The organism is Streptomyces sp. NPDC038280 (assembly GCF_055600045.1).
This window is the reverse complement of the sequence record NZ_JBVJYZ010000009.1, coordinates 25,191-37,121: the sequence shown is the minus strand read 5'-3', so window position 1 is coordinate 37,121 and position 11,931 is coordinate 25,191. Positions and strand designations below refer to the sequence as shown.

At 71.6% G+C, this 11,931-nt stretch carries 12 protein-coding genes and 2 tRNA genes; 7 read left to right on the top strand and 7 right to left on the bottom strand.

Annotation, left to right across the window (positions count from 1 at the left end; translation table 11 throughout):
* The first annotated feature begins 50 nt into the window (after positions 1-50).
* The 3 genes from ACZ7J0_RS19500 (at position 51) to ACZ7J0_RS19490 (ending at position 2,550) form a co-directional block, all read left to right on the top strand.
* Positions 51-124, top strand: a tRNA-Met gene (locus tag ACZ7J0_RS19500).
* A gap of 197 nt (positions 125-321) precedes the next feature.
* The gene (locus tag ACZ7J0_RS19495) at positions 322-2,409 is read left to right on the top strand and encodes a tetratricopeptide repeat protein (RefSeq protein ID WP_470888913.1); all 2,088 of its coding nucleotides are present in this window, start codon (positions 322-324) and stop codon (positions 2,407-2,409) included.
* Positions 2,410-2,476: 67 nt separating this feature from the next.
* A tRNA-Met gene (locus tag ACZ7J0_RS19490) sits at positions 2,477-2,550 on the top strand.
* Positions 2,551-2,692: 142 nt separating this feature from the next.
* Here the strand turns inward: ACZ7J0_RS19490 and ACZ7J0_RS19485 are convergent.
* Positions 2,693-3,109: a Fur family transcriptional regulator gene (locus ACZ7J0_RS19485; RefSeq protein WP_470888912.1), complete on the bottom strand. Its 417-nt coding sequence runs from the start codon at positions 3,107-3,109 to the stop codon at positions 2,693-2,695.
* A 123-nt stretch (positions 3,110-3,232) separates the two neighbouring features.
* Between ACZ7J0_RS19485 and ACZ7J0_RS19480 the strand changes: the two genes are divergently transcribed.
* Positions 3,233-4,702, top strand: coding sequence for a catalase (locus tag ACZ7J0_RS19480; protein ID WP_468707284.1), 1,470 nt, complete (start codon positions 3,233-3,235; stop codon positions 4,700-4,702).
* A gap of 75 nt (positions 4,703-4,777) precedes the next feature.
* Here ACZ7J0_RS19480 and ACZ7J0_RS19475 read toward each other — a convergent pair whose 3' ends face one another.
* Together ACZ7J0_RS19475 and hisN are read right to left on the bottom strand one after the other, a co-directional pair.
* Positions 4,778-5,179, bottom strand: coding sequence for a CBS domain-containing protein (locus tag ACZ7J0_RS19475; RefSeq protein ID WP_470888911.1), 402 nt, complete (start codon positions 5,177-5,179; stop codon positions 4,778-4,780).
* Positions 5,180-5,306: 127 nt separating this feature from the next.
* Complete coding sequence (gene hisN / locus ACZ7J0_RS19470) at positions 5,307-6,107, bottom strand: histidinol-phosphatase (RefSeq protein WP_470888910.1); 801 nt, start codon at positions 6,105-6,107, stop codon at positions 5,307-5,309.
* Between the two features lie 123 nt (positions 6,108-6,230).
* Here hisN and ACZ7J0_RS19465 point away from each other — a divergent pair, with 123 nt between their 5' ends.
* Positions 6,231-6,827 carry a TetR/AcrR family transcriptional regulator gene (locus ACZ7J0_RS19465; RefSeq protein WP_470888909.1) on the top strand — a complete coding sequence of 199 codons (597 nt, stop codon included), beginning with the start codon at positions 6,231-6,233 and terminating at the stop codon, positions 6,825-6,827.
* On the opposite strand, the gene ACZ7J0_RS19460 is transcribed toward ACZ7J0_RS19465, so the two are convergent.
* The 4 genes from ACZ7J0_RS19460 to ACZ7J0_RS19445 form a co-directional block, all read right to left on the bottom strand.
* Complete coding sequence (locus ACZ7J0_RS19460; RefSeq protein WP_470889272.1) at positions 6,793-7,116, bottom strand: DMT family transporter; 324 nt, start codon at positions 7,114-7,116, stop codon at positions 6,793-6,795. The genes ACZ7J0_RS19465 and ACZ7J0_RS19460 overlap by 35 nt on opposite strands.
* Before the next feature lie 91 nt (positions 7,117-7,207).
* Complete coding sequence (gene rsgA / locus ACZ7J0_RS19455; protein ID WP_470888907.1) at positions 7,208-8,221, bottom strand: ribosome small subunit-dependent GTPase A; 1,014 nt, start codon at positions 8,219-8,221, stop codon at positions 7,208-7,210.
* 4 nt (positions 8,222-8,225) lie between these two features.
* Positions 8,226-9,563, bottom strand: coding sequence for a 3-phosphoshikimate 1-carboxyvinyltransferase (gene aroA, locus ACZ7J0_RS19450; RefSeq protein WP_470888905.1), 1,338 nt, complete (start codon positions 9,561-9,563; stop codon positions 8,226-8,228).
* 20 nt (positions 9,564-9,583) lie between these two features.
* Positions 9,584-10,267, bottom strand: coding sequence for a M50 family metallopeptidase (locus ACZ7J0_RS19445; protein ID WP_470888903.1), 684 nt, complete (start codon positions 10,265-10,267; stop codon positions 9,584-9,586).
* Positions 10,268-10,316: 49 nt separating this feature from the next.
* On the opposite strand from ACZ7J0_RS19445, the gene ACZ7J0_RS19440 reads away from it, so the two are divergent.
* Complete coding sequence (locus ACZ7J0_RS19440; protein WP_470888901.1) at positions 10,317-11,132, top strand: SOS response-associated peptidase; 816 nt, start codon at positions 10,317-10,319, stop codon at positions 11,130-11,132.
* 70 nt (positions 11,133-11,202) lie between these two features.
* Positions 11,203-11,841 carry an alpha/beta hydrolase family protein gene (locus ACZ7J0_RS19435; protein WP_470888899.1) on the top strand — a complete coding sequence of 213 codons (639 nt, stop codon included), beginning with the start codon at positions 11,203-11,205 and terminating at the stop codon, positions 11,839-11,841.
* Positions 11,842-11,931: the final 90 nt, after the last annotated feature.

Sequence of the window (11,931 nt, the reverse complement as noted above, 5' to 3'; positions counted from 1 at the left end):
TCCCCCGGTCAGGCTCCCCCTCGCACCGTGGTACGGTTGGGACACAACGACGCGGGGTGGAGCAGCTCGGTAGCTCGCTGGGCTCATAACCCAGAGGTCGCAGGTTCAAATCCTGTCCCCGCTACTGAAGAGAAGGGCCCGGATCCATCAGGATCCGGGCCCTTCTCCATGTGTGCGGACGGTCACGAACACCCGTGCTGGGGAGCCGAGTTGGGGCTGGACGTGTTTGACTTATCTCTCTGTGGGCATGTCGACAAAACGCTGAAGTGACCTCACTGGCTGCGGTATACCAGGTGTACGCGGGTTGCAGGTGGTGCGACGATGGAATTTATGGGGGACAGGGCAACTCTGTTGGAGACAGGGCGGTTTGTGCAACGGCATACCGAGAACGCCGCAGATGCGGCAGGGGCGGCAGCCGTGGAGAGCGTCGAGACCGTCGAAAGTGTGGAGAACGTCGAGACCGTCGACGTGGGGGACACCGCCGAGACCGAGGCGGGACACCGGCGGGCCGCCGAAAGTGGCGACCCGGCGGCCATGAGCATGCTGGGGGCGCTGCTGCTGCGCCGGGGCGACCTCGACGGCGCCGAGCCGTACCTGCGCGGGGCCACCGCCGAGGGGGACCGGGCCGCGGCCAACAACCTGGGGGTCCTGCTGCACCAGCGCGGGTACGCCGACGAGGCGGCCGGATGGTGGCGCATCGCCGCCGTCGCGGGCTCCGCCGCGGCCGCGCACGCGCTGGGGCGCCACTACCGCGAGCGCGGTGACGAACCCGCCGCCGAGTACTGGCTGCGCCAGTCCGCCGAGCAGGGCCACGCGCTGGGCGCCTACGCCCTGGCGGACCTGCTGGAGCACCGCAGCGACGTCGGCGCCGAGCGCTGGCTGCGCGCCGCCGCCGAGCAGGGCCACCGCGAGGCCGCCTACCGTCTCGCCCGCACCCTTCAGCGGCGCGCCGAGGCGCCCTCGGCGGGCGGGGAGGGCGCCGAGCGCGACTACTCCACCGGCACCGGGCTCACCACCGACCTCACGCACGCCACCGGCACCCGCCACAGCACCGAGGCCTACGCGACGGGCACCCGCCACGCCACCGACCCCGCGCACAGCACGGGCACCCGCCACAGCACCGACCCCGCGCACACCACGGGCACCCGACACAGCACCGAGGCGGCGTACTCCACCGGCACCCGCCACCGCGCTGGTGACGCCGCCCAGGAGGCCGAGCAGTGGTACCGGCAGGCCGCCGCGCGAGGGCACCGGCGTGCCGCGCTGCACCTCGGCGCCATCCTGGAGAAGCGCGGAGAGCTGAAGGAGGCCGGCCGCTGGTACCTGAACGCCGCCAAGGACGGCGAGGCCCGTGCCGCCTGCGCGCTCGGGTTCCTGCTGCGGGACGCCGGCGACGAGGAGAGCGCCGCGGTCTGGTGGCTGCGCGCCGCCCAGGAGGGCGATGGCAACGCTGCCAACGCCCTCGGCGCCCTGCACGCGGCACGGGGCGAGCAGCAGAACGCCGAGCGCTGGTACCGCGCCGCCATGGACGCGGGCGACGTGAACGGCGCGTACAACCTCGGGCTGCTCTGCGCCGCCCAGGACCGCACTGCCCAGGCCGAGCAGTGGTACCGCCGCGCCGCCTACGCCGGGCACCGTGAGGCCGCCAACGCGCTCGCCGTCCTCCTTCTGCAGGCCGGGGACGCGAACGGCGCCGAGCCGTGGTTCTCCAAGGCGGCGGAGGCCGGCAGCGTCGACGCCGCCTTCAACCTGGGCATCATCTACGCGGGTCGCGACGACGACCGTACGGCCCTCGGGTGGTACGAGCGCGCCGCCGCGGCGGGGCACACCGAGGCCGCGCTCCAGGTGGGCATCGCCTGCCTGAGGGACGGGGACGAGCAGGCCGCCGAACGCCATCTGCGGTGCGCGGCGGGTGGCGGGAGCGCCGAGGCCGCGTTCCGGCTGGCGACCGTCCTGGACGCCCGCAGGCCGGAGCCGGGGCCGCCGGCCCTGGGCGCGCCGTGCGCGGAGAAGACCGAGTGCGAGGAGTGGTACGAGCGCGCCGCCGAGCAGGGCCACCGCCGGGCCCAGGTCCGGGTGGGGATGCTCGCCGCCGCGCGCGGGGACACCGCCGACGCCGCCCGCTGGTACCGCGAGGCCGCCGACGCGGGCAGCCGCAACGGCGCCTTCAACCTCGGGCTGCTCCTGGCCCGTGAGGGCAACGAGCGCGAAGCCGCGCTGTGGTGGACCCGGGCGGCCCGCGCCGGGCACGGCCGCGCCGCACTGCGTCTCGGCCTGCTCGCGGCCCGGCGTGGCGAGCTGACCGAGGGCCGGCGCTGGTGCACGCGCGCCGTGGAGCTGGGCCCCGCCGAGGTCGCCGAGCGTGCGGCACGGCTGAGCGAGGCGCTGCACCAGGAGCTCACGGCGTAGCGGACGTGAGGCCCCCGGCCACGGATTTGCGCTGGTCCGGGGGCTCACGTAAGGTTGGGTTCACCGACGCGGGGTGGAGCAGCTCGGTAGCTCGCTGGGCTCATAACCCAGAGGTCGCAGGTTCAAATCCTGTCCCCGCTACTCAAAGAAGAAGGCCCGGATCCCCTGGATCCGGGCCTTCGTCGTCTGCCGTACAGGTGTGCCGTCGCCGCACACATGCGAAAGGCCCCCACCGTCCGAAGCGGCGTGGGGGCCTTTCGTCGTCGAGACGCGGGCGCCGGTGTCAGGCCGAGGCGCAGTTCGGGCAGACGCCCCGGTACGTGACCTCGACCGCCGAGATCGTGAAGCCGAAGCGCTCCCCGTCCGGCAGATCGGTCAGGGGGTCGCCCGACGGGTGCACATCGCGGATCGCGCCGCACTGGGCGCACACCAGGTGCTGGTGGGGCCGGTGTGCGTTCGGGTCGTAGCGCTTGGCGCGGCGGTCCGTGGAGACCTCCAGCACCTCACCAAGGGTGACCAGCTCGCCCAGCGTGTTGTAGACCGTCGCCCGGGAGATCTCGGGCAGCCTCTTCACGGCTCGGGCGTGGACCTCGTCGGCGGTCAGGTGCACATGCTCTCCGTCGAGGACCTCGGCCACGACGCGGCGCTGCGCGGTCATGCGCCAGCCGCGTCCGCGCAGTCGTTCCAACAGGTCACTCATGGGGCCAGCCTAACAGCCGGGGGACGAATCCCGAACGGGTGTGAGTTTGGAAGTTCACTTGACTTAGACAATGTCTATCGTAGGATCGACTTCGGCACCAGCCAGGGACAGGACTCAGCAGGAATGACGCAGGAGGCGCACGTGACGCAGGGACCGCTCACTACGGAGGCCGGTGCGCCGGTAGCCGACAACCAGAACAGTGAGACCGCGGGCGTCGGCGGTCCGGTTCTGGTTCAGGACCAGCTGCTGCTCGAGAAGCTCGCGCACTTCAACCGGGAGCGCATCCCGGAGCGTGTCGTGCACGCCCGCGGCGCGGGTGCCTACGGCACCTTCACGCTGACCCGCGACGTCTCGCAGTGGACCCGTGCGAAGTTCCTCTCCGAGGTCGGCAAGCAGACCGAGACGTTCCTGCGCTTCTCCACCGTGGCGGGCAACCTCGGTGCGGCCGACGCGGTCCGTGACCCGCGTGGCTGGGCGCTGAAGTTCTACACCGAAGAGGGCAACTACGACCTCGTCGGCAACAACACCCCGGTGTTCTTCATCAAGGACGCCATCAAGTTCCCGGACTTCATCCACACCCAGAAGCGCGACCCGTACACCGGCTCGCAGGAGGCGGACAACGTCTGGGACTTCTGGGGGCTCTCGCCCGAGTCGACCCACCAGGTGACCTGGCTGTTCGGCGACCGCGGCATCCCCGCCTCGTACCGTCACATGAACGGCTACGGCTCCCACACGTACCAGTGGAACAACGAGGCCGGCGAGGTCTTCTGGGTCAAGTACCACTTCAAGACCGACCAGGGCATCAAGAACCTGACCACCGACGAGGCCAACCGTCTCTCCGGTGTGGACCCGGACAGCCACCAGCGCGACCTGCGCGAGGCCATCGAGCGCGGTGACTTCCCGTCCTGGACCGTGCAGGTGCAGATCATGCCGGCGGACGAGGCGGCCAACTACCGCTTCAACCCGTTCGACCTCACCAAGGTGTGGCCGCACGAGGACTACCCGCCGATCGAGATCGGCAAGCTGGAGCTCAACCGGAACCCGGAGAACATCTTCGCCGAGGTCGAGCAGTCGATCTTCAGCCCCGCGCACTTCGTGCCGGGCATCGGCCCCTCGCCGGACAAGATGCTCCAGGGCCGTCTCTTCGCGTACGGCGACGCCCACCGCTACCGCGTCGGCATCAACGCCGACCACCTGCCGGTGAACCGCCCGCACGCCACCGAGGCGCGCACCAACTCCCGTGACGGCTTCCTGTACGACGGCCGCCACAAGGGCACGAAGAACTACGAGCCCAACAGCTTCGGTGGCCCGCACCAGACGGACCGCCCGCTGTGGCAGCCCGTCCCGCTGGTCGGCGGCACGGGCAACCACGCCGCCCCGGTCCACTCCGAGGACAACGACTTCGTCCAGGCGGGCAATCTCTACCGTCTGATGTCCGAGGACGAGAAGGTCCGCCTGATCGACAACCTGGCGGGCTTCATCGCCAAGGTCTCGCGCGACGACATCGCCGAGCGCGCGATCAACAACTTCCGTCAGGCGGACGGAGACTTCGGCAAGCGGCTCGACGCCGCGGTCCAGGCCCTGCGCGGCTGACGGACGCTTGTCGTAGGAAGAGGGCCGGATTCCCGCACGCGGGGATCCGGCCCTCTCGCATGGGCGGTGACGGCTCTAGTGGGCCAGGGTGGCCGTGTGCCGTCGCGCCGGAGACCAGCAGCGGATGATGTCGCGGACGGAGACGATCCCGACGGGGCCGTCCCCGTCGAGCACGATCAGATGACGGAAGCCGCCGTGCGTCATGGCCTCCGCGGCTTCCTCGAGGGTCCAGCCGGGTGCGGCGAAGACGACGTCGGTGGTGGTGTGGGTGCCGGCGGTCTCGTGGTCCGGGTTCTGGCCCGCGCCGACGGACGAGAGGATGTCGCGCTCGGTCAGAATGCCGAGCCCGCTGGTGTCGGTGTCGAGGACGACCGCCGCGCCGACGCGGCGGGCCGCCATCAGCCCGGCGGCCTGCCGGAGGGTGTGAGCGGGTCCGATGGTCAGCACCACGGTGCTCATGGCGTCACGGACGAGCATGAAAGGAGCCACCTCCTTCGTGAATCCCTCCTGTGAGAAAGAATTCACAAGTTCACAAGTGGGGGAATCCTTAGAGTCGCAGCGTTACGGAGCATGAACAAGGGGGCGTGCGCGGACCGCTGTGCTTCTAGTACTGCTGGTTCAGATAGCCGAGCAGTTCCTCGTGCAGCACGCCGTTGGACGCCGCGGCGTTGCCGCTGTGTGGTCCGGGGCGTCCGTCGAGGCCGGTGAAGGTGCCGCCCGCCTCCTGGACCACGATCGCCGTCGCGGCCATGTCCCACAGGGACAGCTCCGGCTCCGCGCAGATGTCCACCGACCCCTCGGCGACCATCATGTACGGCCAGAAGTCGCCGTACGCACGGGTCCGCCAGCACGCGCGGGTGAGGTCCAGGAACCCGTCGAGACGGCCCCGCTCCTCCCACCCGCTCAGCGAGGAGTACGCGAACGAGGCGTCCGACAGCTCGCCGACCTTGGAGACATGGATCCGCGAGGCCGAGGTCAGACTGCGTCCGGTGAACGCGCCCGCGCCCTTCGCCGCCCACCAGCGGCGGCCGAGGGCCGGCGCCGAGACCACGCCCACGACCGGCTGGAAGCCGTCGGGGCCCGCCTCCATCAGCGAGATGAGGGTCGCCCAGACGGGCACTCCGCGGACGTAGTTCTTCGTGCCGTCGATGGGGTCGATCACCCAGCGACGGGGGCCGGTGCCCTCGACGCCGTACTCCTCGCCGAGGATCGCGTCACGCGGCCGCGCCCGCTGGAGATGGCCACGGATCAGCTCCTCGGCGGCCTTGTCGGCCTCGCTCACCGGGGTCATGTCCGGCTTGGTCTCGACCTTCAGGTCGAGCGCCTTGAACCGGTCCATCGTGGTGGCGTCGGCCGCGTCCGCGAGGACATGAGCCAGCCGGAGATCATCGTGGTAATCGGCCATGAGGGCACCCTATCCCGGGCGGGAGCAGGGGTCCGCTGGGGCTATTGACACTGCGTGTTCACCCGTCAACTCTGTGCGAAGCAACTCCGTGCGGCGCGGAACCGCACGGCCTGGGAGGCGATGATGCCGACGGCGCGAGAGACGCTGCTGAACGCCGCGCACGCGGCACTCGCGGGTCTGCCCTGGTCGGCGGTCCGCATGGTCGACGTCGCGGCCAGGGCGGGCGTCTCCAGGCAGACCCTCTACAACGAGTTCGGCAGCAAGGAGGGCCTGGCCCGCGCACTGCTGCGACGTGAGGCGGACGCCTATCTGCACGGCGTCGAGCGGGTGCTCGCCGAGCCGAGCGGCCCCGCGGACCGGCTGGCCTCCGTCGCCGAGTGGATCGTCGGCGAGGCCCGCGCGAGGCCCCTGCTCCGGGCGCTCCTCACCGGCTGCTGGGACGACCGGCTGCCCGCGCCCCGGCCGGCCCGCCCGGTCGCGCTCGCCTCCCCCGTCCCGGCGCAGCGGCGCGCCGACGCCGGGACGCCGGCCCCCGGAGAGCTGGCCGACGCGGTTCGGGACCGCTCCCTGGCCGCCCTCGACGACGCGACGGAGGCGCACTGCTGCGAACTGGCCGTCCGGCTCGCCCTCTCGTACGTCGTGGCGCCGGGGCGGCAGACGGTGGGGCAGTTGGTGCGTACAGCGGTCAGTGGGACGAGCCCGACAACTGGAGACCGATGACACCGACGATCACCAGCGTGATCGACACGATCTTCAGCGCGGAGACCAGATCGTCGAGGAAGATCATTCCGTAGATCGCGGTACCGGCCGCCCCGATGCCCGTCCACACCGCGTACGCCGGGCCGACGTCGAGCTTGCGCAGGGCGAGCGTGAGCAGTCCGAAGCTGCCGAGCGCGAAACAGGCGAAGGCGACGGTGGGCCAGAGTCTGGTGAAACCGTGCGAGAGCTTGAGGCAGACCGCGAACCCCGTCTCCAGGAACCCCGCGACCACCACCAGCAGCCACGCCATCGTCGGTGCCTCCCACGCTTCGGTGACTGCTTCGTCGCACTTGGTGCGATTATGCATTTACCAGGCGTGGGCAACGGCAAACGCGCGCGACTCAGTCGCCCTCGCGGCGCTCACGGGTCGCCAGCAGCCGCCGCAGCGAGTACAGCCGGGCCGGATCGGCATGGCCCTCGGCCACCCACGCGTCCAGCGCGCAGTCCGGTTCGTCATGGCTGCACGCGCGCGGGCAGCCCTCCGTACCCGGTACGAGATCGGGGAAGGCGAGGATCACCCGGGACGGGTCGACATGGTTCAGCCCGAACGACCGCACACCCGGGGTGTCGATCACCCAGCCGCCCTGCTTGTCGTTCAACGGGAGAGCCAGCGCCGACGTCGTGGTGTGCCGTCCCCGGCCCGTCACCGCGTTCACCACACCCGTACTGCGCCGCCGGTCCTCCGGGACCAGCGCGTTGACCAGCGTCGTCTTGCCGACGCCCGAGTGCCCGACGAACGCGGTCGTGCGGCCCTTGAGATGTTCATGGACCCGCTCGGCGGCGACCCCGTCCACGAACTCGTCGCGGGTCGTCACCACGTACGGGACACCGAGCGCGCCGTACTTCTCCAGCAGGTCGTCCGGCGGTGCCAGGTCCGACTTCGTCAGCACGAGCAGCGGCTCGAGACCGCCGTCGTACGCGGCGACCAGACAGCGGTCGATCAGCCGCGGCCGGGGCTCGGGGTCCGCGAGGGCCGTCACGATCGCCAGCTGGTCGGCGTTGGCGACCACGACCCGCTCGTACGGATCGTCGTCGTCCGCGGTGCGGCGCAGCACGGACGTGCGCTCCCCGATCCGCACGATCCGGGCCAGGGTGTCCTTCTCGCCGGACAGGTCCCCGACGATCGAGACGCGATCACCGACGACCGCGGCCTTGCGGCCCAGCTCGCGGGCCTTCATCGCCATCACGACACGGTCGTCGACGAGACAGGTGAGCCGGCCCCGGTCGACGGTGAGGACCATGCCCTCGACCGCGTCCTCGTGCTTCGGACGGATGTTGGTCCGAGGCCGGTTGCCCTTGCGGTTGGGGCGGACGCGGATGTCGTCCTCGTCGGGGTTCTTGCCGTATCGGCGCATGTCGTCAGGCCTCGAGCATTCCGGTCCACATCTGCGGGAAGTCCGGCAGGGTCTTGGCGGTGGTCCCCACATTCTCGATCCGGACGCCCTCGACCGCGAGGCCGATGATCGAGCCGGCCGTGGCCATGCGGTGGTCGTCGTACGTGTGGAAGACCCCGCCGTGCAGCGGGCGCGGGCGGATGTGGAGACCGTCCGCGGTCTCCGTGACATCACCGCCGAGCTCGTTGATCTCCTTGGTGAGCGCGGCCAGCCGGTCCGTCTCGTGGAGCCGCAGATGGGCGACCCCGCGCAGCGTGGAGGGGGAGTCGGCGAGCGCGGCGACCGCGGCGATGCCCGGGGTGAGTTCGCCGACCTCGCTCAGGTCGACGTCGATGCCGTGGATCGTGCCGGTGCCGGTGAAGGTCAGGCCGGCGTCGGTCAGCTCGCAGGAGCCACCCATCTCGGTGAAGATCTCCCGCAGCGCGTCACCGGGCTGGGTGGTCCTCTCGGGCCAGTCGGGGATGGTGACACGGCCGCCGGTGACCAGGGCCGCGGCCAGGAACGGCTGGGCGTTGGAGAGATCCGGCTCGACGGTCAGATCGCGGCCGAGCAGCGCCGACGGCGAGACCCGCCAGACGTTCGGCTCGCCGCCGGTCTCCGGCTCGTCGACCTGCGCGCCGACCGTACGGAGCATGTCGACGGTCATCCGGATGTGCGGGAGCGAGGGCAGCCGGTCGCCGGTGTGCCGTACCTCCACGCCCTGGTTGAAGCGGGGCGCCGACAGCAGCAGCGCGCTGACGAACTGCGACGACGACGACGCGTCGATCTCCACCGGACCACCGTCCAGCGCACCGCCGCCGTGCACGGTCAGCGGGAGGGAGCCGCGGCCGTCGTCGTCGATCCGGGCGCCGAGGGTCCGCAGGGCGTCGATGACGCCGTTCAGGGGGCGCTCGTAGGAGCGGGGGTCGCCGTCGAAGCGGACCGGGCCGTCGGCGAGCGCCGCGACCGGAGGCAGGAAGCGCATGACCGTTCCGGCGTTGCCGACGTCGACGGTCGCCGGGCCGTGCAGCCCGGCCGGGATGATCCGCCAGGCCTCGCCCGTGGCGTCCGGCGCCCCCGTCACGGAAGACGAGGACACGGTCTCCTCGATGCCGACACCCATGGTGCGCAGCGCCTCGGCCATGAGCAGGGTGTCGCGGGAGCGCAGCGGGCGGCGCAGCCAGCCGGGCTCTGCCGCCAGCGCGGCGAGGACCAGGGCCCGATTGGTGACCGACTTCGAACCGGGCACGGTGACGGTCGCGTCGACGGCCCCACGCGCGTACGGGGCGGGCCAGAGGGCGGGGTGCACGGAACTCTCGGTCATGCCCTCACTTTAGTGGGGGCCTACAAGTGGAGAAGCCAGCGCCCGCCGCCGATGAGCGAGCAGAGCGACACGGCGTGGAAGAGGAACAGCCACAGCACCGGGGGGACGTGGGTGAGCCGGGACAGCTGGTCGGCGTCCGAGTCGGGGGCGCCGCCGTGCCGCCGCTTGGACTGCAGCTCGAAGCCGGGACGCACGCCGCCGAGGAGCAGGAACCAGACCGCCGCGTAGGCGAAGCCGGACTGCACGGCGGGCTCCGTCAGCCAGGAGACGAGGAGGAACGCGGCACCCGTGAGGATGACGGTGAGCGCCCCGTAGGCGTTGCGGATCATCACCAGCATGGCCAGCAGCAGGGCCGTCGCGAGCCAGAGCAGCAGGGTGATGTGGCCGGCGGCGAGCAGCCAGGCGCCGCCGAGGCCGAGGAGCGGTGGGGCGGTGTAGCCGGCGGCGGCGGTGAGGATCATGCCAAGGCCGGTGGGCCGGCCCCGGCTGACGGTGAGGCCGCTGGTGTCGGAGTGCAGCCGGATGCCGTCGAGGCGGCGGCCGGTGACGAGGGCGATGAGTCCGTGGCCGCCCTCGTGAGCGATGGTGATCGCGTTGCGGGAGAGCCGCCACGCGGTCCGGGGGACGACGGCGAGCAGCGCGGCGAGCGCGGTCGCTATGACGAGCCACTGCTCCGGGGCGGGCTGGGTGGTGAAGACATCCATTTCTCGGGCCGCTCCTCGGGGTGGCGTCGGGCATGGCAGTGTGGCACGTATGTGCGGACGGTATTCAGCGAGTCGTGGACCCGAGGACCTGGTTGCGCTCTTCGAGGTCGAGAAGTGGGAGCCGGAGGAGACGCTGGCGCCCGACTGGAACGTGGCCCCGACCAAAGAGGTGTACGCGGTACTCGAACGCCCTCTGAAGGACGCTGGATCGCCCCGGCCGGTTCGCCAGCTGCGCGCACTGAAGTGGGGACTCGTGCCGTCGTGGGCCAAGTCGCCGGAGGGCGCGGCCCGGATGATCAACGCGCGGGCGGAGACCGTCCACGAGAAGCCGTCGTTCCGGCGCGCGTTCGCGTCCCGCCGGTGTCTCCTTCCGGCGGACGGCTATTACGAGTGGGTGACCGGCGCGGGGGAGCGGGAGCTGGAGGTCGAGGGCAAGCGGAAGCGGTCCAGGAAGCAGCCGTACTTCGTGACCCCCTCCGACGGGTCGGTCTTCGCCATGGCGGGCCTCTACGAGTTCTGGCGGGACCGCACCCTGGCGGACGACCACCCCCGGGCGTGGTGGGTCACCTGCTCGGTGATCACGACCGAGGCAGAGACGGGCGCGCTGGGCGTGGCGCCGGTGGAGGGCCCGCGTTCGCTGTCGGACATCCACCCCCGGATGCCGCTGATGCTGACGCCGGACCGCTGGGACGCGTGGCTGGACCCGTCCCGCACGGACGAGGAGGAGCTGAGGTCGCTCCTCGCGCCGCCGCCGGAGGGACTGATGAGGGCGTATCCGGTGCCGACGGCGGTGAGCGACGTCCGCAACAACGGACCGGAACTGCTGAAGGAACTGGACGGTCCGGAGGAGATCACCCTGTTCTGAGCGGGCCGTCCGGGGGCAGGCCCCCGTGCGGCGGCCGGTCTCCCGGCGCGGCGCACGCAAGGATGGACGCGTGAGTCGAACGCAGAGTGTGGAGACGGACGCGGGGACCGCTCGGGTCACCTGGGTCGAGGCGGCGGAGGCCTGGGCCGTGCTGGCGCTCGGGCACGGGGCCGGGGGCGGCATCGAGGCACGGGATCTGCGGGCGCTGGCCGGGAGCCTGCCCGCGCGCGGAGTGACCGTCGCCCTGGTCGAGCAGCCCTGGCGGGTCGCCGGGAAGAAGGTGGCGCCCGCGCCGAAGACGCTGGACACCGGCTGGCGCGGCGTGTGGCCCGAGCTCGCCGGGGCCGGGCTGCCGGTGGTCGCCGGCGGGCGCAGCGCGGGGGCGAGGGTCGCCTGCCGCACCGCCGCCGAGCTCGGCGCCCGGGCCGTACTGGCGCTCAGCTTCCCTCTCCACCCGCCCGGCAGGCCCGAGAAGTCCCGCGCCGACGAGCTGCTTGGGGCAGGCGTCCCCACGCTCGTCGTCCAGGGCGGGAACGACCCGTTCGGCAAGCCCGCGGAATTCCCCGGCGGGACGTACGACCTCGTCGAGGTGGACTCCGGCGATCACGGCTTCGCCGTGCCCAGGCGCGCCCCTCTCACCCAGGAGGACGCGCTCGCGGTCATCACGGACGGCGTCGGCGAGTGGATCACCGCCCTCCGGGAATGTTGAGCGCGCGATCACTGTTGTGACGGGCATCGGTAAGAGCTTTGGAGAGGGAGTCAGTCGCATGGGTTCGACCATCTGCCCGAGCCGCCCGCA